The sequence below is a fragment of the Thaumasiovibrio subtropicus genome (genome assembly GCF_019703835.1).
GTDB classification, from domain to species: Bacteria; Pseudomonadota; Gammaproteobacteria; order Enterobacterales; family Vibrionaceae; genus Thaumasiovibrio; species Thaumasiovibrio subtropicus.
Genome location: NZ_AP023054.1, coordinates 3,473,199 through 3,496,145, shown reverse-complemented (window position 1 = coordinate 3,496,145; position 22,947 = coordinate 3,473,199). Strand labels below are relative to the sequence as shown.

Below are 22,947 nucleotides of genomic sequence, written 5' to 3'. Positions count from 1 at the left end.
TTTTATGGCTTGAAGGCAAGCCTTAAGCGCTCTTTTGCTCTGGTAACGCGAGGTTGAGGCCGAGCTTGGTGGCTTCTGCGGCCTGTTCTGATTTCTGCTGGCGCTCTAGCATGTTAGCGAGATAAGCGTAATCAGACACATTTGGCGAGAGTGCAACGGCTTTCTCAAACTCCGCTTGCGCTTCGGCAAACTTTTCTTCGCGCAAGTAAAGCTGACCCAACGTACTGTGAAGTACCGCGTTGTTCTCGTTGTACTTCAATAAACTTGTGAGTTTAGTTACCACTGGGTGGTAATCAGACAAGTTCAGCTGCGGGATAAGTGCAACGACTTCTGGTGCCACTTCTTTTTTCAAGCTCTCTTTGATGATGCTATACGCTTGGTTGTCTGCTTGGCGGCTGATCATCTGTTCTACAAAAGCAGCCAATAGCGCAGGATTTTGGCGCGCACGCTTGTTGAGGCTATGCCAATGGCTGAGGAGCCCTTCACAACCGCGTACTTGAGTGATCTGCGCCATGACACCAATTTCGGCTTTGATATTGAGCTCGCTATACTCTTTTTCACTGATAAGGTTTTGCTTTTTCAGTGTTGGGAGTAATTTGATTAATGGCTGCCAATCGTTCAATTGCAAATAACAGTCGCGGAGTAAACTCAGGACGACAGGGTTATTGCCGTATTGACTTTGCAACTGCTGCAGGGTCGCCAACGCTTCTTCAAACTGCTTGTTGTCGAACTGCAAGCGCGCGCGGGTGAGGCGCACGGCAAGGTCGGATTTGGTTTGCTTCTCTGCCAGTGCTAGGTGCTTATCACGCTTGGCAATATCGCCTAGGCCCTGCGCTGCTTCCGCTGCCATTAAGTAGTTAAGCTGCGGTGATTCAGCGTTATGTGTGGCCCCTTTCAACGCCAATTTCTCAGCTTGAGACCAGTCACCTTCTAGCAGTTTGGTTTGGCTTAGCGCGGTTAATTGACGCGCCTTACGCGCTTTACGGCCAGCAAACCAACCCATCGTGACGCTAAAGCGAGATAAGATGAATTTGATGATGTTCTCAAGCAACAAGATGCCCATAAATGCCACAATCGTCAGGACGATCAAGGTGGTAAGGCTCATTTCTAACGTGTGCTGGGAAAAAGAGATCAGCACGTAGCCTTGGTTGTTGGCTAGATGCGGTCCAAGCACGATGCCGGCAATCAGCGCGGCGACGAGAAGGATCAGTCTAATCATGGCTTATGCTCCTTCGTTATCGTATTGAGACGTTACTTTAGTGCGTAAACGGCGCTCTAGCACTTCTGCGACCAAAGGTTGCGCTTTCAGTGCGGTAGGATAGCTGACTTCAACTTGTTTGCCGGATAGGGCTTCGAGTTCTTCTAAGTAAGCGACTACCTTGCCCGAATCGCCACTAAAGAACTCGTTTGACCATTGTAGAGCGACATCCAGTGATGTTTGGTAAAGCTTACCTTCTTCGCGATAAACAGCCTTAATCGCGGTTTCTAACTTCGATTTGATGTTCTCTTTGACGTAGAAATGTTGATTCGGTGTCAGGAGTGGAATGACATCACCATCGCGCTTTCGGTAGGTAATGAAGTTCTCGCTAAAGCCGAGCATGGAGGCCTTGAGGTTGTCTTTCCAATCGGCCACATTGCCAGAAACATGCGTCGGATCGCGTTGCTCTTCTTCCGGCATGATGGCGTTAGCAAGCGGTAGACTTTCAATTTGGTTTTGCAGTGTCGTGAGGCGCAAAACAATGCCATCGCGATCGATTATGGTCACGGCTTTTAGTGCTGAAATGTCTTCGGCCAGCGCGCGACGCACTGGGGTCAGGTTAGGGTCGTTAAGTTCGGCAATACGACCATCCGCCGCTTCTAAGAGTAAGATGGCGCTGAGCACATCGCGCTCAAGGTGGAGTTTACGTCCTGCCATCTTCATCAGGTAATCTGATTCTGCAAGTAGCCAGTCGCTTGGGCGATGACCTTCCATTTCGGCCAAGGCGCGCTGTAGTGACTCGACTGACTTCTCTTGCTGTGCTCGAGTGGTTTCACTGATTGAGTTTATCTCGAGGACTTGCGCATTGAGTTCGCGCTGGCCAGCGTCTAGGCTCTGGCGTGTGTCGCGGATATCCATGGCTTGCGTGCCGAGTGTCTCTTTCATGGTTGCGAGCTCGGCGCGAAGGGCTTCGTTTTCAACATGACCTTGATAGAAGACGCCACCGCTGAGCAAAATCGCGATGATGATCGCAGCGACGCCCGTTTTGCTGACTTTAGATGGTGCTTGTTCAGTACTGGCTGGTGTCGCTTGTGGTTGTGGCTCTGGCAGTGGCTCTTTTTCAAGGTTTGGCGCTGTTGAAGGTTTTGCCGCACGTTTTTCTTGTTGATTACGCTGATTGTTGCGACGGCGGGAATGTGAAGAGCGAGACGATTTTTTGTCACCGTTTGGCTTGTTGTCAGCGGCTGGCTTGCCTGCTGGGGCGGTGGCTGATGCCGTACCATTGCTTAGCGCTTGTTTGTCTTTGCCAATCTCTGTATTGCCATTGTCTTGGTTGAGATCGTTATTGGTGTTTTTGTTGGTCATCCGTTTTTCCCGTTCTGCTAGTCAGGCTTAGGGTCGCGAACAGGGCCGAGTTGGTGGCGCTGTTCACACTGGTAATAGTATGAAAGCCCAGAGTTTGGGCATATTGGGCCACCCGATTACTGGGTACCCATAGTGGCAGCGATTGCAGCCATGTTTGATGCTGTGATGCGCAGCTTTGCCACAAATGGGCCAGTTGCTGCTGACTGGTCACGACGAGGCCGGAAAGTCGTTGATGCCACTGTTGATAAAACGTGTCTGCATCAATAGGTAGCCATTGTCGCTGGTATACTTCGCAATATGCCACATTGGCGCCATGCGCTGCTAGTGCGTCTTTCATTAATTCTCGACCGTTTTGACCGCGAAGAATGATGACGTTTTGACCAGTTGTGTGTTGAAGAAGCGGTAAAGATAGCACACCTTCGCTGTCTGCTTGCTGAGGAAAATGAACATCTTGTCCAGTCTCTGCTGCGAAGTGTGCGGCTGTCCCTTCGCCCACCGCGACATAGTGCACATCTTTGCGCCAATTTGCATTGTGCTGGGTCATTATTTGTGAGCTGAATGTGATTGCAGCCTTGCTGACGGCAATCACAATGTCCCCTGCGCGCAGTGATTGTAGCTGATTTGGTAGTTGTTTCGCGTCTTCGCCGAGAGAAAATGTCATGATCGGTAAGGCGGTAGCGTCAATGTCGACCGCTTGCAACTGTGCCACCAATTGGTGGCACTCTGGAGCAGGACGGACTATCGCAAGTGTCATGGTGCGTCAGCGTACAGTTTATCGAGTATGGCTTTGGCTCCGTCATCCAATAGCTGTTGGGCGAGTTCCTTGCCCATGGCTTCAGCGTGTTCGCGCGGACCACGCATTTCTCCACGAATAATTTTGCTGCCATCGGGCTCACCGACAAGGGCACGCAGCCATATTTCGTCGCCATCCAATACCGAGTAGCTGCCAATAGGGACCTGACACCCGCCTTGTAAATGGTTATTCATGGCGCGCTCGCAAAGGACGCGGTCGCGCGTGTCTACATGACCTAAAGGGGCAAGTAGGGCGCGGGTACGTTCATCATCTAAACGGCATTCAATCCCGACAGCGCCTTGGCCTACAGCTGGTAAGCTCTGCTCTGGCGCAATGGCCTCTTTGATACGGTCATGCATACCAAGGCGCATCAAACCGGCGCACGCGAGGATAATGGCATCGAACTCGCCTGCGTCAAGTTTGCTGAGTCGCGTGTTCACGTTGCCACGTAAGCTTTTGATAATTAGGTCAGGTCGTTCAGCGCGCAGTTGGCATTCTCGGCGTAAGCTCGATGTCCCCACAACGGCGCCTTGCGGTAGATCAGCAAGACGATCGTAGTGATTAGAGACAAAGGCGTCACGTGGATCTTCGCGTTCGCAAATGGTGACAAGGCCGAGTCCTTCCGGGAACTCTACTGGGACATCTTTCATTGAATGCACCGCAATATCGGCGCGGTCTTCGAGCATGGCATTTTCTAACTCTTTGACAAAGAGCCCTTTGCCACCGACTTTGGCCAATGGTGTATCGAGAATGATGTCTCCCTTAGTGACCATAGGGACGAGTACCACTTCTAATTGTGGGTGAATTTTTTCCAGCTCTGCTTTAACATACTCAGCCTGCCAGAGTGCCAGTGCACTTCGGCGAGTTGCGATACGAAGCGGTTTGTCGGTCATGCGGCTTTCCATTTCAATAAGAGTGGGAATATCGTATCACCACTGCGCAGAGGCACAATTCTTGTAGGGTGATTGAGAAGACAATTTACTGTTTTCCTGAATTGCACCAAAGAAAATGTGATTTGCCTCTCATAATTATCTGGGTGGCGCTATAATTACGCAGAGTTGATATCCGAAATGGACTACGTTTGTGTAACAGCAGGGAAGATGACACCAGCATATGCCCGCGTTGCATAATAATTGCGATCAAAGTGTGGTAATTTCTTTACCCTAGAGGGGTAAACTGTTATATTGATCACGTTTTTGCGTCGGAATAGTCTACGAGTTAGCCAACTGTATGACGGTTGTGTGAATTTTGGGCGTTATGTGAGCCGGTTGGTGTTAGCCGCTCTTGGAAGAGTACGTTGCATACCTATATTGAATCGTTAATTCGCCGTTATGATGCTCATACTGAGCTGCGCCTTGGGCGTGCCAAAGCGGCAATGAATCCTATTCAACAGCAGATCTTTGATCTGTTGCCTGCGCTGTTGCAAGTCAATCACCCTACGGTGCCGGGCTATGTCAATGCTGATGTCCCTGTCGGTATTGTCGACTTTTCCCTTTCGGATGTTCAAACGCAGTTTATTCAAGACTGTGCGCTTGCCGCCTCTCTGTCTCTCAGCGATATCCTCACACCTCAAAAACCAGCGATTGATGGCCTGTATGCCATGGGCAGTACGGCTTCTTTAGGGCAGAGTTTAACCAGTGACTTGGACTTGTGGGTTTGCGTTGATCACAGCATGCCATTAATGCAGCGTGAGCAATTGGAACACAAGTGCCGCTGTATTTCTGAGTGGGCAATGACGCAAGGGGTGGAAGCCAACTTCTTCCTGATCGATGAGCAACGTTTCCGCTTTAATTACTCCGAGCAGATGACCGGTGAGAACTGCGGTTCTAGCCAGCATCTATTGTTGCTTGATGAGTTCTATCGTTCTGCATTGCGCCTCGCTGGGCAGCGTCTGTTGTGGTTTATGGTGCCGCCAGAAATGGAGGAGTGCTATGACGAGTATCTTGATCAGTTGCAAGGGCAGGGGCTACTAAAGCGCGAAGAGTGGATCGATTTTGGTGGCTTGAGCCGCATTCCAGCTGAAGAGTACTTTGGTTCTAGCCTATGGCAACTTTATAAGAGTATTGATTCGCCTTATAAATCAGTACTGAAAGCCATTTTGCTCGAAGCCTATTCTTGTGAATATCCACATACCCAACTTTTGAGTGTCGATAGCAAACGTCGCTTCTATGCGGTGAATTATGATGCCTCGCAGCAAGTATCTGCGTTTGGTCTCGATGCTTACTACCTTATGCTCGATAAGGTAACGCGCTACCTAGAGCGGATTGGTGATAGTCGCCGTCTCGATTTGGTACGTCGTTGTTTTTACCTCAAAACCCACGAAAAGTTAACGCGTGAAACGTCCAATGGCTCGATGCCATGGCGTCGGGCGATTTTAGAGCAGTTGACGGCTGAGTGGGGCTGGGAATATGACACACTGAACGAGCTCGATAATCGTCGTCATTGGAAAGTCGAGCAAGTTAAGCCTGCCCACAATGAACTGCTCGATGCGTTAATGCTCAGCTATCGTAATTTGATCCGCTTTGCACGTAAAAACAGCATCACAGCTACCATCAGCCCTGAAGATATCAGTATTTTGGCGCGTAAGCTGTATGCCGCTTTTGAGGTATTGCCAGGTAAAGTGGATCTGCTTAACCAGCAGTTGTCACCGGATATGCATGAGACCGATTTGAGCTTCATTGAAGTGGGGCCAAATCGTAGTATGCCGCAGGGATGGTATCTGTATAAACAGTCTCTCAAGCCAATGGAGATTGTGGGTCGTTCACCGTTAGAGAGTAACAGCTACCTGTCTAAGCTAGTCGCTTGGGCGTTCTTTAATGGTTTGCTGACCGATACCACGCACCTGCACGCTGTGGTGCGCAATGCCAATTTGGATATCGACAAGCTGTACCAAATGGTGAGCGATATGCGTAACACCTTCTCGTTACGCCGCGCGAAACCGGGCATGCAAGCGTTAGCAAGTCCGTGTGAAATTCGCCAATTGGCGATGTTTATCAACTTGGAAAATGACCCGACGACCCGCTTGAACAGTAAAGCGGTGAAGTTTGACTTTAAGAACACGGATATTTTCAGTTTTGGTGAGCAGCAAACTTGCCTCGTTGGTAGCGTTGATTTTGTCTATCGAAATTCGTGGAATGAAGTACGTACCCTGCATTTCAGTGGTGAGAATGCCATGCTGGATGCGCTTAAAACGGTACTGGGTAAGATGCACCAAGACGCGGTGCCGCCAGAATCGGTGGATGTCTTCTGTTACTCCAAGCACATGCGTGGCTTGATTCGTAATATCGTTTACCAGTTGGTCGCTGAGTGTATTGAAATGCGCTTGCGCCCGCTTGAGCAGGATAAGCGCCGCCGCTTTAAAGCGATCCGTATCGCTAACCAAACCCATGGGTTGTTCTTTGAACGCCGGGGCGTGTCAGTGCAGAAGCTCGAAAACTCTGTCGATTTCTACAGCACGATTTCGAGCACCAAGATTCGCACCAGCAGTGAAATGATGCTGAAAAAAGGTGAGCCACGCCCACCCGAGATTGTCGATACGTTTGCCAGCGAAGGTTTGATTCAGTTTTTCTTTGAAGATTGTAATGATGGCGGTTACAACATCTACATTCTAGATGAAGCGAATCGAATGGAAGTGTACAGCCAGTGCAGCGGCCACAAAGATGATATGGTCCACGGGGTAAGTCAGTTCTACACTTCTGCGCAAGGTCGCGTGAAGCACAGCGCCAACTTTATCAATTTTAACTTGCCGCAGTTCTACGACATCGTCTGTGATAAAAATGGGTGCGCGCAAGTATTGCCTTACAAGAGCGGGAAAGTGGAAGGTGAAACCTCCGAACCGCCTTTGTCTCTGCAGCAAGCATTAGGGCGTTAAGCCTAAATAATGATGAATAAAAAACGGTCGGCATTTGCCGACCGTTTTGCTATCTCACTCCAGATACGTGTTTACCACTCGACAGCTTCACCTGCGTGCAGTGAACACTCTTCTTTGACCATAGTGGTGAACTCTCGACCACTGCGGCTGCAAATCCATTCTGAGCCGTTAAATTGGAAATGGTAGCCACCTGTTTTCGATGCTAACCAGATCTCTTTCATCGGCTCTTGGCGGTTAATCACAATTTGGCTGCGGTCTTCAAATTCCAACGTTAACACGTTGCCTGTTGTTTCATATTCAATGTCTGCGCCTGATTCATTGATTCCTTCCTCAATGGCGTTGAACAATTCATCGGCCAGGGTGTGAAATTCGGTGGTATTCATTCTGTCTACCCTATTGCTTTTCCTAGTGTGGGTGCGATTATAGAAGGCATTGGAATGATTATCACTCGATTACGGTGCAATAGCCGATGCAAATACGATTTTTCACACTAATTTTATTGGCTGCAATGGCGTTAGCAGGGTGTGGACAGAGCGGTCCACTCTATATGCCCGACGAAACGCCTGAAGAGCAGACAGAACCACAGAACTAATTTCACCGCACGGACAGGGAAGCAACATTTTGGATTTTTTTAATTATCAGGCCGATGGCCAACTTTGGGGTGAGCAGGTAGCGCTTGCCGATCTCGCGGCTGAACATGGTACGCCACTTTACGTTTATTCTCGCGCAACGTTAGAACGCCATTGGCGCGCGTTTGACGATGCGGTCGCCTCACATCCTCATCTAGTGTGTTACGCAGTAAAAGCGAACTCTAACCTCGGGGTACTGAATGTGTTGGCCAAGCTAGGATCTGGCTTTGACATTGTTTCTGTGGGTGAGCTTGAACGCGTGCTGGCCGCTGGTGGTGATGTGAAGAAAGTGGTCTTCTCTGGTGTGGGTAAAACCGAAGCAGAGATGGAACGAGCGCTAACATTGGGGATTAAGTGCTTCAATGTCGAGTCTGAGCCAGAATTAGAAAGATTGAATGCCGTTGCTGAACGCTTAGGGAAAGTGGCGCCAGTATCATTGCGCATTAACCCAGATGTCGATGCGAAAACGCACCCGTACATCTCTACCGGTTTACGTGATAACAAGTTCGGTATCGTGTTTGATTACGCGCCAGAAGTGTATCGTAAAGCTGCGGCTATGCCACACCTTGATGTCGTGGGTATGGATTGTCACATTGGCTCACAGTTGACGGAAATCACGCCGTTTATTGATGCGACAGATCGTCTACTGGCATTGATCGATACATTGAAAGCGGATGGTATTCATATTCGTCACCTCGATGTGGGTGGTGGTCTTGGCGTACGTTACAACGAAGAAGAGCCGCCAATGCCTGCGGACTATGCGGCTGCGTTACTTGAGCGGGTGGCAGACCGTCCCGATCTAGAGCTTATTTTTGAGCCGGGCCGAGCGATCGCGGCAAATGCGGGCGTTCTTCTAACCAAAGTCGAGTTCTTAAAGCCAACCGAGCATAAAAACTTTGCTATCGTTGATGCAGCCATGAACGATTTGATGCGTCCAGCGCTCTATTCTGCTTGGATGGAGATTGTACCTGTTAAACCTCGTGAAGGTGAGTCAGCTGTCTATGACATCGTGGGCCCTGTGTGTGAAACCAGTGATTTTATTGGTAAAGATCGTGCACTGACGTTGGAGCAGGGGGATGTACTTGCGGTGCGCTCTGCTGGTGCGTATGGCTTTGTGATGGCATCGAACTACAACACGCGTGTTCGCCCAGCTGAGATCATGGTGGATGGTGATAAAGCGCATGTCGTACGCCGTCGCGAAACACTGTCTGAGTTGTGGCAGTCTGAGCAGCTTTTACCAGAAGGATAATTAACAGCGTGCAAGTCCAATTTTCTAAAATGCATGGCTTGGGTAATGACTTTGCGGTGGTCGACTGTGTCACCCAAAATGTGTTTTTCTCTCCTGATGCGGTGCGTCGTTTGGCGGACCGTCATCGCGGCATCGGTTTTGATCAGCTGTTAGTTGTTGAGCCACCGTATGACCCTGAGTCTGATTTTCACTACCGGATTTTCAATGCCGATGGCAGTGAAGTTGAGCAGTGCGGCAACGGTGCACGCTGTTTCGCCCGCTTTGTGCGCCTTAAAGGGCTGACAAACAAGTTCAGCATCGGCGTGACGACGAAGAAAGGCAAAATTGTCCTCAAGATTGAAAATGACAATCAGGTGACGGTGAACATGGGTGTGCCCGAGGCCGAGCCAAGTAAAATCCCATTTAAAGCAAAGTCGAAAGAAAAGACCTATCTTTTACGTATTGATGACACCACACTTTTTTGTGGTGCGATTAGCATGGGTAATCCGCATTGTGTCACTGTGGTCGATAATGTTGAAACCGCTGACGTGGACACGTTAGGCCCCTTGGTAGAGTCACATGAACGTTTTCCTGAACGTGTTAATGCGGGCTTTATGGAAATTGTGTCACGCAATGAAGTGAAGCTGCGTGTTTATGAACGTGGTGCGGGTGAAACGCAAGCCTGTGGTACTGGTGCGTGTGCGGCGATGGCAGTCGGTAAACTGCAAGGTTTGCTTGATGATGAGGTCAAAGTACATCTACCTGGCGGTACGCTAAAAATCCGCTGGGCGGGAGAAGGTAAACCACTCTATATGACAGGACCTGCAGAACACGTGTTTGATGGACAGTTTGTGCTATGACCGACAGCGTGCCGTTAAGTGAAGAAGAGCAAGTGCAGCGTGAACGCGCTGCCGTTGCTGCGTATTTACAATATGATCCTGAGTTCTTCCATCACTATCCGCAATTACTTGAAACTGTGCGTGTGCCGCATCAGGCACGGGGTACGGTCTCTTTGGTGGACATTCAGATGGATCGGTTACGTCAGCGCGTTACGGATCTAGAAGAAGAGATCACTGGGTTGATGAATCAAGCGCGTCGAAATGAAACGATCTTTCGTTGCTTTGGCGAAGCGCAAATGCGTTTATACGAAGCGGAGAACATCACTCAAGCGCGTCGTACACTGCAAACACTCGCGGAATCCTTGTCGCTCTCTGTGACATTGAGGCTGTTTACCGACCCATGCCAACGACACCAGCTATCACGCAGTGAGTACCAAGCGACACGTGTCTCGCAATTGTCGCAGCAAAGTGCATATTTAGGGCGCTTACAACGGGCTGAAGCTGAGTTGCTATTCGATCAGCCACCGCAGCTGGGTTCATTTGCGGTATTACCTGTCGGTGAAGGTCAGTATCAAGGTATTCTGGCTTTTGCGAGTGCTGATGGTGGGCATTTTCAACCGGAGATGGATACCTTGTTTCTCTCTCAACTTGCTGCACTGTTAACGGCGCAACTACCCCAATGGTTGGCGGATGATATTGCATGAGTGATGCCACTCACCTTGATATCCCTCGTTCACTTTCTCGACCCTTGATCGCTTTTTATCAGTATCTTCGGGTTGAGAAAGGTTACAGCCCTCATACTGAAGCCAATTACCAACAGCAATTAACCCGTGTCGCCCAGCATATGGTGACATTGGGGCTGACGCAGTGGCGTGATTTGGACAGCGCTTGGGTGAGACAGCTTGTCGCTGCCGCCAAACGCGAAGGATTAAAGCCGGGAAGTATCGCGCTACGCCTGTCCGCACTGCGAAGTTTTCTCGATTTTCTGGTGCGTAAGCAGCGGGTGAAAGCCAATGTTGCTAAAGGGGTGGCAGCGCCACGACAAGAAAAACCATTGCCGAAGAACCTTGATGTTGATGAGATAAATCAACTGCTTGAAGTGGACGAAAATGACCCGCTCTCTGTGCGTGATCGCGCAATGATGGAGTTGATGTATGGTGCAGGCTTGCGTCTTGCTGAACTCGTTAACCTTGACGTTAAAGATATTCAGCTCACTCGTGGTGAGCTACGTGTGATAGGTAAAGGCAATAAGGAGCGTCAGGTGCCCTTTGGTGGACAGGCAAAAGTTTGGTTAGGCGAATGGCTGAAGCGTCGTAGCGGCATGGCATCGAAAGACGAAACCGCCTTGTTTGTATCCAAACTGGGTCAGCGTATCTCTCACCGTAATGTGCAAAAGCGCATGGCGGAATGGGGCCAGAAACAAGCTGTCACCAGTCATATCAATCCACACAAATTACGCCACAGTTACGCGACCCATATGTTGGAATCGAGTGGTAACTTGCGCGCCGTACAAGAGTTGTTAGGGCACGCTAACCTGTCTACCACACAAGTCTATACCCATTTAGACTTTCAACACCTCGCCAAGGTGTATGACCAAGCACACCCACGAGCTCGTCGCACTGATAAATAGCGACTGGCTTGTTACTATTGAGATAAGGAAAGATTATGCGGTTCTATCGCCGTCTTGATACCGTTCGCGCGATCAGTTTTGATCTGGATGATACCCTCTATGATAACTACGCCGTTATTCGCAAAACAGAGCAAGCCATGCTCGATTGGCTGCATGCAAATGTCGCCGCAACCCGCACATTGACCGCCGCACATTGGTACAAGCTTAAACAGCAGGTCGCGACGAGTCAGCCGGGTCTGAGTGACAATGTTTCCCAGTGGCGGCTTGAGACATTGGTTGTGTTGATGCAGCAACTGGGTATGCCGCTGGCAAACGCGAAGCGAGTTGCGGCGCAAGCGATGGCGATAGTTGTGGCCGCTCGGCATGAGATTGACGTTCCACATGAAACACATAACGTATTGAAAGCATTGAGTGCACACTTCCCTCTCGCGGCCATTACTAACGGTAATGTGGATATCCATAAAATCGGTTTAGGGGACTATTTTTCCTTTTCCCTGCAAGGCGGGGTAGAAGGTGCAGCGAAGCCTGCGAAGGATTTGTTTGAGATTGCGGCTGCGCGTACGCACATTCCATTAAAACACTGGCTGCATGTTGGCGATGATTTGATCACCGATGTCGGCGGTGCACGTCAAGCCGGTGCGATGGCAGTGTGGATTAATCTACACCACCATCGTTTAGGACGTCAGCCCAAGTGCCGCTTGTTACCTGATTGGGAAATCACTTCACTGACGCCATTGTTGTCGTTGCTGCCAAGCGACGCTTAACCCAGACTTCATTCCACCATACCGAAAACGCGATAATGGCTGAGCCAATTGCGAGTTTCGTAAGGTCAACATCGCGGTTCCAAATCAAGATGTTGACCACTAAGCCACACGGAACCAACGCGTTATTCATCACTGCCAATAGCCCAGCATTGACTTGGGTTGCTCCCTTGTTCCAAACAAAGTAACCCATGCCAGAAGCAAAGATACCGAGATACACCAAGATGCCCCACTGAATCGCGGTGGAGGGTAAGGCTTCGACGTTGCCCTTCAGTAAGAAAGCAGGAATAGCGAAGCTGAGTGCACCTAAATAAAACCAGCCAAAGAGTTTGTGCTGGGGAATCTCTGGTTGTTCTTTCTCGATGAGGAACTTATAACCTACTTGCCCAATCGCAAAACAAAGGTTCGCACCTTGGACAATGAAAAAGCCAACCCAGAACTGCTCACTTAAACTGGCATATTGAATGATGGCGGTGCCTGCGACTGCAATGGCGGCACTGGAGAGATACCAAGGAGAGAAACGGCCTTTGAGGGCATCATAAATGAGTGTGATATAGAGCGGAGTGAAGATGGTAAATAGCAACACCTCCGACACGCTAAGATAAAGAAAAGACTGGTAATAGAAGCCATACATCACACCGAGTTGTACCGCACCAAGCCCCATTAAAGGTAACCAAAGGCGACGAGATAGCCCGCGCCATTGGGTAAAGGGGATAAAGACGAGGCAGGCGAGCGCGACCCGAGTGAATACTGAAAACCACGCATCGACTTGGCCGGCGAGGTAAACACCAATAAGGCTGAAGGAAAATGCCCACAGCAAGGTGATGGCGGAGAGATAAACCATGACTGCATCCTTGAAGAGAATAAGGCGACCAGTCTAATCGACTAGACATCATTTGTTTACCCGAGGTTTAGTAAGGGTTTGAGTCTATCGTGCTAGCGAGGATGGCGAAGGAGCTGATAGTTGTTCAGTTCACCGTTGACGGCTGTCGTGCCAACAAGGGAGAAACCGAAGTGTTGATAAATAGGGACATTGGTCGGGTTATAGGTATCTACGCCACAAATGAGCTGTTGTTCATCGCATTGTAGCAACAGTGGCGACATGAGTTGACGCGCAACCCCTTGACCACGGTGAAGCGGAGAGACGTAAAGCAGCGAAAGGTAGAGCTGAGATTGTTGATGTAATTGAGTCACGGCGGCATCGACTTGCTTGATACCCGATTGCATCTGCTTGAGTCGGGGCAAGCAGCCAGACCAGATCCAGCTGAGGTTGAGCCATAAACTGTACAGCGCGTTGTGCCGCTGCGGCTGACGGAGATCTTGCCATAGGATGGCGGAACTGAAGTCAGAATTGGCATAAACGGTGCGTCTATGTTGGCTGTCATTAAGAATGAGCTTACCGATTAACGCGGTACTTTGGGCGCGCTGCAGAGGCTGACTGGCGACGGCTTGAAAAAAGGGGTCGTCGTGAAAGGCGTTTCCCAACTGTTTGAGAAACGCATCTCGGCTTTGGCGACCAATGTCTGCCGCCATAATGTCGCCTAGCGCCCTTTTGGGGTTTGGCGTATTGAGGTTAGCTATCAAGTGGCACCATCAGCAAATCGACAGGCGTCACATTGATGAGCTGTTTCGCTGAAGATAAAATTTTGCTCCAGAAATCCTGATGATGGCCACACACAACGAGGTCCACATGCTGCTCGTGGATGGCTTCGCAGATTTCATCACTGAGATCGCCCGCACCCACCAAGCTCTTGTGCACGGGATAGTCGATGCCGTCTTGTAGGGCTTGTAGGCGTTGATGCCCTTCATCGGCGAGCTTTTGTTGTGCATTGGCCAGATTAATATCAATCAGCCCCGTGTACAGTTCGGCATAGCTGACATCGATGTGAATTAAAGAGAGTTTTGCATCGAGTGCTGCCGCTAGCTTAGCCGCTTTTTGCAAGAGAATTGCACTATCAGCGGTAAGATCTACCGCAACAAGGATATGTTTATAGCTCATAATGTTGCCCTCCTTTGTAGTGAGCCTAGCATTGCTTTCTAGGGAATTCTGTTTGACTAGTCTCAAAATCGCTGGGGCGCAAAGTGTAGAGTGAGGGAATGAGGTCGTGATCGACTTTATCTCGGCCGACGTATCTGTTCATTCAGAGCAAACGATTGACATGTTGAAGGGTTAACAGGAAAAACATCGGGTTTTCTTACTGTTACCAGAATGTGATAGAGTGGTGGATAAAATTTGGCGGTAAATTATGCAATACCGCAAAGGCTTGATTACACTAAAAGTAAGGAGTAGTGACATGCTAGCAGAGACGATGGTCGAGAAGCTCAATGAGCAGATTAACCTTGAGTTTTTCTCTTCAAACCTTTACCTGCAGATGAGTGCATGGTGCGAAGACAAAGGTTTTGAAGGTGCTGCTGAGTTTTTACGTAAGCATGCTGCAGAAGAGATGGAACATATGCAGCGCCTATTTACGTATGTTAGCGAAACCGGCGCATTACCTATTTTAGGTGCGATTGAAGCGCCGCAACATGAGTTTGAGTCATTGGGTCATGTTTTCCGCGAAACCTATGAGCATGAGCAGTTGATTACTCAAAAGATCAATTCGCTAGCGCACGTTGCGTTTACAACGCAAGACTACTCAACCTTCAACTTCCTCCAGTGGTATGTGGCTGAGCAACACGAAGAAGAGAAGTTGTTTAAGGGTGTACTGGATAAGATTGAACTTGTTGGTGAAGATGGCAAGGCGTTGTTCTTCATCGACAAAGATTTGGCTGCAATGGCAAAGGCTGAATCAACATCTATCATGGATACGTCGGGAGCTTAAGCTGGCCTAACACACAGCCGCGCGCTACCGACAACGCTAAAACCAGTGTTTGGGGGTAGGTATGATCAGTAATGATGCACTGATACTGGCAATTTTTGTCGTGGCTGTTGTGAATGTTGCTCGCTATGTGAGCACCTTACGCACCTTATTGGTTGTGATGCGAGACTGCGACCCGCTGCTGTATCAGCAGGTAGATGGTCGCGGTTTTTTCTCTTCGCAAGGCAACGTTCAAAAGCAGATTCGCCTCTTCCATTATATTCGTAGTCATCAATACGATAACCACCACGATGAGCTCTTCATTGCCAAGTGCGACAAGGTGAGAAAGCTCTTTATCCTGTCGAGTTTTTGGGTGATTTTCTTTTTTGTTTCCATCTTCATGAGCTTATAGTTCATCAACGAGCCAATAAGGCGTTTTTATCGTTGATGGCTTGGGTCATTGGGGGAGTTGCGTTAGAATTGGGCGACAATGTGAAAGGGATGCCGAGGGGCATCCCTTTTTTAGTGCGGTTTCAGCAGGGCAGGTAAATGGCAAAGCAGGTTGATGTAGTTATTATTGGCGCAGGAGCAGCGGGTTTGATGTGTGCCGCGCAAGCGGGTAAGCGCGGTCGCTCTGTGTTAGTCGTAGATCATGGTAAGAAGCCGGGTCGTAAGATCCTGATTTCTGGTGGCGGAAAGTGTAACTTCACCAACTATGACGTAACGGCAAATAACTTTGTTTGCCAGAACCCCCACTTTGTAAAGTCAGCCCTGTCTCAATACAGCCAGTGGGAGTTTATCGGCATGGTGGCCGAGCATGGTATCACCTATGAAGAGCGTGATCATGGGCAACTGTTTTGCCTAGATTCTGCAAAAGATATTGTGGCTATGTTGCTGAAGGAGTGTGATATGCCCAATATCATGCAACAGTATCAAGTCGAAGTGGCTGAGATTGAGAAAACCTCAACGGGTTTTCGTCTATTGCTGAATACGGAATGGGTTGAATGTCAATCGCTGGTGGTCGCCACTGGGGGCTTATCGATGCCCAAGCTTGGCGCTACTCCTTTTGGTTATCAGATTGCTGAGCAGTTTGGATTGAAGCGTGTTACCACCTGCGCGGGGCTGGTGCCATTTACACTGCACAAAGAAGATAAAGCCGCTTTTGAACCTCTGTCTGGCATTGCGATTCCGGTTCGTGCTGAAACCGAAGATGGCACGAGTTTCAGTGAGAACCTCCTGTTTACTCATCGCGGCTTATCCGGCCCCGTCGTGTTGCAAGTGTCCTCTTACTGGCAGCCCGGCCAGAAAGTCACCATTGACCTTCTCCCCTCCGAGTCCTTACCCGAGGTGCTAGATGCGATGCGTGATAAGCACCCAAATCAGAGCCTGAAAACGGCATTATCACGTCTGTTGCCTAAACGTTTTGTCGAAGCATTGATTGAGCGGGGTGATATAAAAGATAAGCCGTTGAAGCAGTTTAATCCCAAAGAACTGGCCGCGTTGGGCGACTATTTCCACCAATGGCCGATCGCGCCGAATGGAACGGAAGGTTATCGCACCGCGGAAGTGACCTTGGGAGGGGTCGACACCGATGAGTTGTCGTCGAAAACCATGGAAGCAAAGCAAGTCTCTGGTCTCTATTTTGTCGGTGAAGTGATGGATGTCTCCGGATGGCTCGGGGGATACAATTTCCAATGGGCATGGAGCAGTGGTTATGTGGCTGGCATGAATTGTTAATGCTTGTCTTAATGCCGTTACGCGTTTGAAAAACCAGCAATAGAGTGCTGGTTTTTAACCTGTCATTTGGTTAGCCTTAGGCATCATTTAAGAATTCTTAATTGCTATTAGGCTGACCATAACCATGACCCTACACCAAGCTTTTTATAAAATGGAGAATGTGATTCAGGATTATGCGTGGGGGAGTTATACCTCCGTACAATCTTTGTTTGGCATTGATAATCCTAATAACCAACCTCAGGCTGAAATTTGGATGGGGGCCCATCCCAATGGCTGCTCACACCTTAATATTGACGGAAAGCGTGTTTCTCTTGCAGAGCTCATTAGCGCACAACCTGCAGCGATGCTGGGTGATGCGACGGTAAAACGTTTTGGTGAACTGCCTTACCTGTTTAAAGTGCTAGCGGCAGAAAAAGCGCTTTCTATTCAGGTGCACCCGAGTAAGCAGCAAGCTGAGGTGGGATTTGAAAAAGAAAATGCCGCAGGCATCGACCTCAAAGCGAGCAACCGAAACTACAAAGATCCGAACCATAAACCTGAGATGGTTTACGCGCTGACACCTTATCAAGCCATGAATGGCTTCCGAGAGCTGGAAGAGATGATTGCGCTCTTTGAGCGTATTGATGTCACGGAAATTGCTGAACTCGTGGCAGCGCTTAAAGCGGGCGCTGATGGTCAAGCGTTGCAAGTGTTCTTTAAAGCCATGCTTTCTTTAGAGGGAGAGCAAAAACACGCTGCGGTAGCGGGTTTGATGGCGTTTGCAAAGGCGCACAGTGACGAGCCACTGTTTGGCTTATTGATTGACTTAGAACAGCAATATCCCGGTGATATTGGTCTGTTCTCGCCTCTAATGTTGAATGTCCTGACTTTGCAGCCGGGTGAAGCCATGTTCCTTGATGCTTGCACACCTCATGCTTATATCAAAGGCACCGGCCTCGAAATTATGGCCAATTCAGATAACGTGTTGCGTGCTGGGTTAACGCCAAAGTATATGGATGTTGATGAGCTAGTCGATTGCACCCGTTTTACCTCAATGCCATTGCACACACTGTTGACTCAACCGATTAAAGAGGCGGGTGTTGAGCATTTCCCGGTGCCAGTAGACGACTTTAAAATCAGTGTTTATCAAGGCGAGCATCGTCTTCGTACGGAGAGTGCAGAGATCGTGTTTGCCATCGATGCGTCGGTAACGCTACAGGCAGGTGAAGAGCAACTGGTTCTCGAAAAAGGGCAGTCTGCATTCATTCCTGCCGCAACAGGCGAATATCGTGTGATTAGCAAAGGTCGCGTCGCACGCGCTTATAACTAATAGTGTTGCGATGATCCAAGCCGCCTGCGGGCGGCTTTGTTGTTTCTGCGTGTTGCGATTCCATCTTCTAGGTTTTAAAGCGCGGTAGAGTGAGGTGATGTTGTTCAGCCTGATAGAGGGTCTGAAAATCGTCAAGCAACTGATCTAACTGCGTGGCTTGATGCACTTCACCACACGTTGCGAGTAGCCGACTCGCAACTTCACTGGTGCAGAGATTACCTGCCGCCTGATTGCGTCGCAAGCGATAGCGTGAAGGGTACGCTTGATTAATAGCGAGTCTCGGTATTGCCTCCAACCAAGGGCTACGGCGCACCATCTTGCGCGCTTCCTGCCAGGTAGCATCGACGATAATGAAAAGATGTTGTTTATCTTGATGGGCCAACTGAGCTTCATCTACGGCGGGGTGGTTATCATCGCCGGGGAACAAAAGCCAAGGGGAGATATCGTCACGCTGGCATTGTGCGATCAAGCGATTGGGTGTTTCAACACGCGACCAAGTCACCGAGGTTGTGCTTGCTAGCGCCCACTCAATAAGCTGCCCAGTATTGGTCGCCTTATCTTGCTCGCGAGGATGCTGCAGTAACACGAACTGATGTTGGCTTTGCAACTGTGGAATAGCATCGCAAAGACAGTGATGGTGGAAGTGGCAGTTTGGGCACGGCATAGGGCGTCAGATCGCGGGGAAATAAGGACTAGGGTAGCGTGAAGGGGCGGAAAAACAAGCCCTACGATAGCGCAGAGCTTGTTGATTTCCGACGTTTAGCCGTTAAAGCTTGTGACCGTTGCGAGGGTAGGCACCATCGACAAACAAGGTCGCGATAGCGTTACCCGCGCCCTCGGTTTTTGGTGCTTGGGCTGGGTCAAAGGGGTAACCGAAGCCGGAATACTGAAGGACACGACTTGCCGGTTTGGCACCACCGCCACCTACCGCGAGGATTAAGTCTTGCCAGCCTTCGCTGCTACCATAGCCGACACTGATTGGCGGATGAACGTTGGCAACACGGCTAGAAAATGCATAGCTCCCGTCTTTACCTTCAAATACCAGCAAGGTGCAGCCCCCAGCACTACACCAGTCCAACATTACTAATAAATCGTCTTCGCCATCGCGGTTTAAATCGTATTTCAGCCATTGATATTTCAGACCATTAGGATCCGCTTTATGTGCAGTCACATAACGTCGAATCGCCGCTTCGACTTGGGCGTGGGTATCACGGCGTGAAGCAATTTCGCCAGCTTGTAGATCGGCGAGTTGCGGTGTGGCGGTTGCGCTGAAGACGTCACCGATCATCAGATCCAGCTTTAGCCCTTGTCCGATCGCATAGTGTTGGTTATTGACATACTCTTCTTGGGTGGAAAGTTGATAGCCTTGACGATGATAGAGCCGTTCGCTGAGTAAGCGCTGCCCATTGTGAGAGGTCATGATAACTTGCACACTATCCTCGTCATGTTGCTGCCAAAAGCCTTTTTCAACCAACGCTGGCTCATCGGTTGGGTATTGGTATGTGGTCGTTGCTGTATGGTCGTTGTTTAACTCCAAGGTGGTGGTGAGTTGAGTCGTTTGGCCTTGATAAGTGCCCACCCAAGGCAGTGTAGGATCTAAGCCATCAAGGGTGGCACAACCTTTGAGCACGTTACCTTTACCGGGCTCTGTCACTAACGCGCGCCAACCATAAAGGTTGTCGCTCATGCCATCCCGACAGAGGCCTTTATCGAGTGTGAGCTTGAGATTGTCACTGTGATAGATGCGTTGGTTTGGGTGTTGCTCAATGCTGTTGAGAGGCAGTTCAATATCAGGGTAGCCGAGTTGGGCAAGGGTGAGCTGCGCATTATTTGCTTCGATAACCCAAGCAGGTTCAGTACCAAAGGCGCGAGTCGGCTGGGCAGCTCTTTGACATCCCGGACTTTCGAGGCTGAGTTGGTTAACTTGTTTCACTACAAATTGAGCAGGGTGCCCGGATGCGAAACCCTCTGTGGGTGAAGGAATCAAATGGCCAATGAGCTCACCATAGAAAGGAGAGTAAGGTAAGCCGCCATTGTTTTGTAAGCTTTGACGCATCGACTCGGGAAGACGTAGCCAATATTGTACCGGGGATCCACAGGGCTGAATGTAATAGCTCTCATGACCAATGACAACTTCACCGCGCAACATAAAGGCTTGGCTGGTGTATTGGTTGCCGATGGCTTTGGGCTGTGGCGGCATGGGCGTGGCTGATTCAGCGATAGGTGCTGGTGTTTGACTACAAGCCGAGAGCATGACTGCAATGAATGAGGCAGTCAGCATTGTATTTCTTGTGCTCATGGATTTCCCCTTTTTATTGCCCCGTGAGCATCGCAAAAAATCGGGGTATAGTGGATGAACGAAGACTGAAACTGGAGTGATATTATGGCCTATTGGCTGTTTAAAACCGAGCCAGATACCTTTTCCATCGATACACTTTGCGATCTAAATCGTTCTTGTTGGGAAGGGGTGAGGAACTATCAGGCGCGTAACATGCTAAGAGATCAGGTAAAACTGGGGGATGAAGTGCTGATTTATCACTCTTCATGCAAAGATGTTGGCGTGGTGGGTATTGCAAAAGTGGTCACCGATGCTTATCCAGATCATTTCCAGTTTGACCCAGACAGTGAATACTTTGATCCGAAAGCTTCACAAGAGAGCCCACGCTGGTGGATGGTAGATATTGAGTATGTGTGCCACTTGCCCTATTTGTCGCTACAAAAGATGAAAGCAATGCCAGAGTTAGCTGCGATGCCGTTGGTGAAGAAAGGGAATCGTTTGAGTGTAATGCCCGTCAGCGACCAAGAATGGAGCACAATAATGTCGCTGACAGGCAGGGGGGACGGGTAACCGTTTTGTAAGAATCAGCGGTCGGTGATGTCAAACAAGTGCGTTTCGAGGTAGCGTGCGACCGATTCTTCTTTGTTGTCACCGATGATTTCAAGCGCTGGGAGGGCGTTTTTTAGGCGATCATGTGCTGTACCCATAATGAGGCCTTTGCCCGCCATTTCCAGCATCTCTTTGTCGTTCATGCCATCACCGAAGGCAATGCAATCAGCCAAGGTGTAACCTTTCAATTCTGCGACCGCTTGTAGCGCAGCCCCTTTCGATACACCTTTCCCCATAACTTCTAAGCACCATGGTGTTGAAAAAGCGATGCTGGCATTGTCACCAAAGGTGGCATTAAATTTTTTCTCAAACTCGACCAAGTACTCATGATCGTCATAGGTGAGGAAGATCTTGACGATCTTGTCGGTTGGTGGCGCATCAAGGTCGAGGATTTTGTATGAGAAGCCACTGTCCTTATGGAACTTTTTCAGCTCCTCATTCAAGCGGCTGACCATCCACTGCTCATCATGGTAGAAGTGAATGATGATGTTCTCATCATCTTTGCAGATAGCAAGCAGTTGATGAACAACCTCAGGATCAACATCTGCGGCGAACACCAAGTTATCGTCCGCGTCATGCACACGCGCACCATTTGAGGTAATCATATAAGCAGGAATGCCAACGGTTTCTCGGATGCGAGCAACATCGACATGATGGCGGCCTGTCGCGAAGACAAAGTGTTCACCACGTTGATGAAGCTGCTGCAGTACGCCGCGAGAATAAGGGGCAATAACATGTTCTGGTGTCAGTAGGGTGCCGTCGAGATCAGAGGCGATGATTTTATACATGGGACTCCTTAATACCGCACATCTCAAGGCCGACTGTTTGGGCTTGCACGGTAAATAGCGTGGGTCGGGATAGGTTCATCATACGCCTAAGTGATGAAGAAAAAAGGGCTAATTGTTGTGCATTAACGTTCCGCTTTTTCGAAGAAATCGATCATTTTCTTTATCGCTTTGTTGCGTGTTTCGTCACTTTCAAACAAAATTTCATGTCTCGATTGTGAGACTGTGTATAATTTCGCATCAAGTTGTCGACTGACAAGCTGCTGAGCCGCGTTATCGACAATTTGTTCGAGCTCTGCTTGTAGTATGAGTAATGGCGTTGATAGCGGGCCTTGTTGAGTGCGACACAGGGCGCATGCCCGCAAACTTTCCGCTACCCAGCGACCACTGGCACCACCGAGACGTAGTTCTGGATGTGTCTCGTACAAGGCACGAAACCATTGGTATCTTGCTGCGCTGTGGGTAAGGAGATTGTTCTCAAAGGGCTTGTTGACATAGTGGCCTTGCCGAGGCGCATATTGCGGCTTGCCATGCCATTTGTCGTTGGCCCACAGAAGGGGTCTTGCTACACGCTTCATGAGAGTTGAGAGATTGATGTCGTACATCGGCGCACATAACACCGCACTGCTGAGTTGAGTGCGCGCAAGAAGGCGTGTTGCGATGGTGCCACCCATTGAATGGGCAGCAAGGTGTATGTGTCGGTAACCTTGGCCGCGAACAATGGTGTCGATAAAGGTATGGGCATCATCAACAAAGAACTCAAAGCGATCAATGTAGCCAATGTCTGCATTGTCGGTGAGACGCGGTGATCGACCTTGGCCGCGGTGGTCATAACTGTAGACATCGTAGCCTTGCTGGAACAGGTCATAGAAAAGCTCTTGATACTTCCAGCATGACTCAACACGGCCATTGATGATCACAACGGCACCGCGGGGGTTAGGCTGTCGAAAGCCAGCCCAATAGAGCGGAAGATTGTGTTGACCGACAAACGTCCCCTCTCGACGCTGTTGCCAGAAAGGTGACAAGACGTCAGTTGCAAACTGAGAGTATTCGGTTTCGCGATGTTGCATTGATTTCATGGCTTGTTTACTTGCTCTGAGGACAACGGATTATAGCC

The 22,947-nt window shown here is 49.5% G+C and carries 24 protein-coding genes; 12 read left to right on the top strand and 12 right to left on the bottom strand.

Annotation, left to right across the window (positions count from 1 at the left end):
• Positions 1-22: 22 nt before the first annotated feature.
• From TSUB_RS15695 to hemC, 4 genes are read right to left on the bottom strand one after another with little or no spacing between them, the layout of a single operon-like run.
• Positions 23-1,219 (bottom strand): heme biosynthesis HemY N-terminal domain-containing protein, encoded by a 1,197-nt coding sequence (locus tag TSUB_RS15695; protein ID WP_087020613.1) that lies wholly within the window; start codon positions 1,217-1,219, stop codon positions 23-25.
• A gap of 3 nt (positions 1,220-1,222) precedes the next feature.
• Entirely contained in the window at positions 1,223-2,563 is a 1,341-nt protein-coding gene (locus TSUB_RS15690; RefSeq protein ID WP_087020610.1) for a uroporphyrinogen-III C-methyltransferase, read from the bottom strand.
• Positions 2,541-3,317 carry a uroporphyrinogen-III synthase gene (locus TSUB_RS15685; protein WP_087020607.1) on the bottom strand — a complete coding sequence of 259 codons (777 nt, stop codon included), beginning with the start codon at positions 3,315-3,317 and terminating at the stop codon, positions 2,541-2,543. The genes TSUB_RS15690 and TSUB_RS15685 overlap by 23 nt, the downstream gene beginning before the upstream one ends.
• Complete coding sequence (hemC, locus tag TSUB_RS15680; protein WP_087020605.1) at positions 3,314-4,249, bottom strand: hydroxymethylbilane synthase; 936 nt, start codon at positions 4,247-4,249, stop codon at positions 3,314-3,316. Before hemC ends, TSUB_RS15685 begins: the two co-directional genes overlap by 4 nt.
• A 404-nt stretch (positions 4,250-4,653) precedes the next feature.
• Between hemC and TSUB_RS15675 the strand changes: the two genes are divergently transcribed.
• The gene (locus tag TSUB_RS15675; protein ID WP_087020602.1) at positions 4,654-7,227 is read left to right on the top strand and encodes a class I adenylate cyclase; all 2,574 of its coding nucleotides are present in this window, start codon (positions 4,654-4,656) and stop codon (positions 7,225-7,227) included.
• A gap of 71 nt (positions 7,228-7,298) precedes the next feature.
• Here the strand turns inward: TSUB_RS15675 and cyaY are convergent, their stop codons facing one another.
• Positions 7,299-7,610 carry an iron donor protein CyaY gene (gene cyaY / locus TSUB_RS15670; protein ID WP_087020599.1) on the bottom strand — a complete coding sequence of 104 codons (312 nt, stop codon included), beginning with the start codon at positions 7,608-7,610 and terminating at the stop codon, positions 7,299-7,301.
• A gap of 86 nt (positions 7,611-7,696) precedes the next feature.
• Here cyaY and lptM point away from each other — a divergent pair, with 86 nt between their 5' ends.
• The 6 genes from lptM to yigB are packed head-to-tail and all read left to right on the top strand — an operon-like array spanning position 7,697 to position 12,317.
• Positions 7,697-7,819, top strand: coding sequence for an LPS translocon maturation chaperone LptM (gene lptM / locus TSUB_RS15665; RefSeq protein ID WP_107924984.1), 123 nt, complete (start codon positions 7,697-7,699; stop codon positions 7,817-7,819).
• 29 nt (positions 7,820-7,848) lie between these two features.
• Entirely contained in the window at positions 7,849-9,105 is a 1,257-nt protein-coding gene (gene lysA / locus TSUB_RS15660) for a diaminopimelate decarboxylase (RefSeq protein ID WP_087020596.1), read from the top strand.
• An 8-nt stretch (positions 9,106-9,113) separates the two neighbouring features.
• Entirely contained in the window at positions 9,114-9,944 is an 831-nt protein-coding gene (dapF, locus tag TSUB_RS15655) for a diaminopimelate epimerase (RefSeq protein ID WP_087020593.1), read from the top strand.
• On the top strand, positions 9,941-10,627 hold the full coding sequence (locus TSUB_RS15650) for a DUF484 family protein (RefSeq protein WP_087020591.1): 687 nt from the start codon (positions 9,941-9,943) through the stop codon (positions 10,625-10,627). The genes dapF and TSUB_RS15650 overlap by 4 nt, the downstream gene beginning before the upstream one ends.
• Complete coding sequence (gene xerC, locus TSUB_RS15645; RefSeq protein ID WP_087020588.1) at positions 10,624-11,553, top strand: tyrosine recombinase XerC; 930 nt, start codon at positions 10,624-10,626, stop codon at positions 11,551-11,553. The genes TSUB_RS15650 and xerC overlap by 4 nt, the downstream gene beginning before the upstream one ends.
• Before the next feature lie 35 nt (positions 11,554-11,588).
• The gene (gene yigB, locus TSUB_RS15640; RefSeq protein ID WP_087020585.1) at positions 11,589-12,317 is read left to right on the top strand and encodes a 5-amino-6-(5-phospho-D-ribitylamino)uracil phosphatase YigB; all 729 of its coding nucleotides are present in this window, start codon (positions 11,589-11,591) and stop codon (positions 12,315-12,317) included.
• Here yigB and TSUB_RS15635 read toward each other — a convergent pair.
• From TSUB_RS15635 to TSUB_RS15625, 3 genes are all read right to left on the bottom strand, one after another.
• Positions 12,271-13,158, bottom strand: a complete 888-nt coding sequence (locus TSUB_RS15635) for a carboxylate/amino acid/amine transporter (protein ID WP_087020582.1) — start codon at positions 13,156-13,158, stop codon at positions 12,271-12,273. The two genes, yigB and TSUB_RS15635, sit on opposite strands and share 47 nt — an antisense overlap.
• 92 nt (positions 13,159-13,250) lie before the next feature.
• A complete protein-coding gene (locus TSUB_RS15630) occupies positions 13,251-13,847 on the bottom strand; it encodes a GNAT family N-acetyltransferase (protein WP_087020579.1) in 597 nt (198 codons plus the stop codon).
• A 40-nt stretch (positions 13,848-13,887) separates the two neighbouring features.
• Positions 13,888-14,313, bottom strand: a complete 426-nt coding sequence (locus tag TSUB_RS15625; protein ID WP_087020576.1) for a universal stress protein — start codon at positions 14,311-14,313, stop codon at positions 13,888-13,890.
• A gap of 295 nt (positions 14,314-14,608) precedes the next feature.
• On the opposite strand from TSUB_RS15625, the gene ftnA reads away from it, so the two are divergent.
• The 4 genes from ftnA to manA all read left to right on the top strand — a co-directional run bounded on the left by ftnA (position 14,609) and on the right by manA (position 18,158).
• On the top strand, positions 14,609-15,136 hold the full coding sequence (gene ftnA, locus TSUB_RS15620; protein WP_087020574.1) for a non-heme ferritin: 528 nt from the start codon (positions 14,609-14,611) through the stop codon (positions 15,134-15,136).
• A gap of 61 nt (positions 15,137-15,197) precedes the next feature.
• Entirely contained in the window at positions 15,198-15,524 is a 327-nt protein-coding gene (gene uspB / locus TSUB_RS15615) for a universal stress protein UspB (protein WP_087020571.1), read from the top strand.
• Between the two features lie 137 nt (positions 15,525-15,661).
• Positions 15,662-16,849 (top strand): BaiN/RdsA family NAD(P)/FAD-dependent oxidoreductase, encoded by a 1,188-nt coding sequence (locus tag TSUB_RS15610; RefSeq protein ID WP_087020568.1) that lies wholly within the window; start codon positions 15,662-15,664, stop codon positions 16,847-16,849.
• A gap of 124 nt (positions 16,850-16,973) precedes the next feature.
• Positions 16,974-18,158: a mannose-6-phosphate isomerase, class I gene (gene manA / locus TSUB_RS15605; protein ID WP_202819749.1), complete on the top strand. Its 1,185-nt coding sequence runs from the start codon at positions 16,974-16,976 to the stop codon at positions 18,156-18,158.
• A gap of 67 nt (positions 18,159-18,225) precedes the next feature.
• Here the strand turns inward: manA and TSUB_RS15600 are convergent, their stop codons facing one another.
• Complete coding sequence (locus TSUB_RS15600; protein ID WP_087020565.1) at positions 18,226-18,822, bottom strand: tRNA-uridine aminocarboxypropyltransferase; 597 nt, start codon at positions 18,820-18,822, stop codon at positions 18,226-18,228.
• 102 nt (positions 18,823-18,924) lie between these two features.
• Positions 18,925-20,457 (bottom strand): COG3650 family protein, encoded by a 1,533-nt coding sequence (locus tag TSUB_RS15595; protein ID WP_159064901.1) that lies wholly within the window; start codon positions 20,455-20,457, stop codon positions 18,925-18,927.
• Between the two features lie 84 nt (positions 20,458-20,541).
• Between TSUB_RS15595 and TSUB_RS15590 the strand changes: the two genes are divergently transcribed.
• Positions 20,542-21,006: an EVE domain-containing protein gene (locus tag TSUB_RS15590; protein WP_087020561.1), complete on the top strand. Its 465-nt coding sequence runs from the start codon at positions 20,542-20,544 to the stop codon at positions 21,004-21,006.
• A 14-nt stretch (positions 21,007-21,020) separates the two neighbouring features.
• Here TSUB_RS15590 and TSUB_RS15585 read toward each other — a convergent pair whose 3' ends face one another.
• Both TSUB_RS15585 and TSUB_RS15580 read right to left on the bottom strand, forming a co-directional pair.
• A complete protein-coding gene (locus TSUB_RS15585) occupies positions 21,021-21,833 on the bottom strand; it encodes a Cof-type HAD-IIB family hydrolase (RefSeq protein WP_087020557.1) in 813 nt (270 codons plus the stop codon).
• Positions 21,834-21,955: 122 nt separating this feature from the next.
• The gene (locus TSUB_RS15580) at positions 21,956-22,909 is read right to left on the bottom strand and encodes an alpha/beta fold hydrolase (protein WP_087020554.1); all 954 of its coding nucleotides are present in this window, start codon (positions 22,907-22,909) and stop codon (positions 21,956-21,958) included.
• Positions 22,910-22,947 lie beyond the last annotated feature (38 nt).

Coding starts and splice junctions, on each gene's coding strand:
- TSUB_RS15695 (WP_087020613.1), bottom strand. CDS start 1,219: ATGATTAGACTGATCCTTCTCGTCGCCGCGCTGATTGCCGGCATCGTG.
- TSUB_RS15690 (WP_087020610.1), bottom strand. CDS start 2,563: ATGACCAACAAAAACACCAATAACGATCTCAACCAAGACAATGGCAAT.
- TSUB_RS15685 (WP_087020607.1), bottom strand. CDS start 3,317: ATGACACTTGCGATAGTCCGTCCTGCTCCAGAGTGCCACCAATTGGTG.
- hemC (WP_087020605.1), bottom strand. CDS start 4,249: ATGACCGACAAACCGCTTCGTATCGCAACTCGCCGAAGTGCACTGGCA.
- cyaY (WP_087020599.1), bottom strand. CDS start 7,610: ATGAATACCACCGAATTTCACACCCTGGCCGATGAATTGTTCAACGCC.
- lptM (WP_107924984.1), top strand. CDS start 7,697: ATGCAAATACGATTTTTCACACTAATTTTATTGGCTGCAATGGCGTTA.
- TSUB_RS15650 (WP_087020591.1), top strand. CDS start 9,941: ATGACCGACAGCGTGCCGTTAAGTGAAGAAGAGCAAGTGCAGCGTGAA.
- xerC (WP_087020588.1), top strand. CDS start 10,624: ATGAGTGATGCCACTCACCTTGATATCCCTCGTTCACTTTCTCGACCC.
- yigB (WP_087020585.1), top strand. CDS start 11,589: ATGCGGTTCTATCGCCGTCTTGATACCGTTCGCGCGATCAGTTTTGAT.
- TSUB_RS15635 (WP_087020582.1), bottom strand. CDS start 13,158: ATGGTTTATCTCTCCGCCATCACCTTGCTGTGGGCATTTTCCTTCAGC.
- TSUB_RS15630 (WP_087020579.1), bottom strand. CDS start 13,847: ATGGCGGCAGACATTGGTCGCCAAAGCCGAGATGCGTTTCTCAAACAG.
- TSUB_RS15625 (WP_087020576.1), bottom strand. CDS start 14,313: ATGAGCTATAAACATATCCTTGTTGCGGTAGATCTTACCGCTGATAGT.
- ftnA (WP_087020574.1), top strand. CDS start 14,609: ATGCTAGCAGAGACGATGGTCGAGAAGCTCAATGAGCAGATTAACCTT.
- uspB (WP_087020571.1), top strand. CDS start 15,198: ATGATCAGTAATGATGCACTGATACTGGCAATTTTTGTCGTGGCTGTT.
- TSUB_RS15610 (WP_087020568.1), top strand. CDS start 15,662: ATGGCAAAGCAGGTTGATGTAGTTATTATTGGCGCAGGAGCAGCGGGT.
- manA (WP_202819749.1), top strand. CDS start 16,974: ATGACCCTACACCAAGCTTTTTATAAAATGGAGAATGTGATTCAGGAT.
- TSUB_RS15600 (WP_087020565.1), bottom strand. CDS start 18,822: ATGCCGTGCCCAAACTGCCACTTCCACCATCACTGTCTTTGCGATGCT.
- TSUB_RS15595 (WP_159064901.1), bottom strand. CDS start 20,457: ATGAGCACAAGAAATACAATGCTGACTGCCTCATTCATTGCAGTCATG.
- TSUB_RS15590 (WP_087020561.1), top strand. CDS start 20,542: ATGGCCTATTGGCTGTTTAAAACCGAGCCAGATACCTTTTCCATCGAT.
- TSUB_RS15585 (WP_087020557.1), bottom strand. CDS start 21,833: ATGTATAAAATCATCGCCTCTGATCTCGACGGCACCCTACTGACACCA.
- TSUB_RS15580 (WP_087020554.1), bottom strand. CDS start 22,909: ATGAAATCAATGCAACATCGCGAAACCGAATACTCTCAGTTTGCAACT.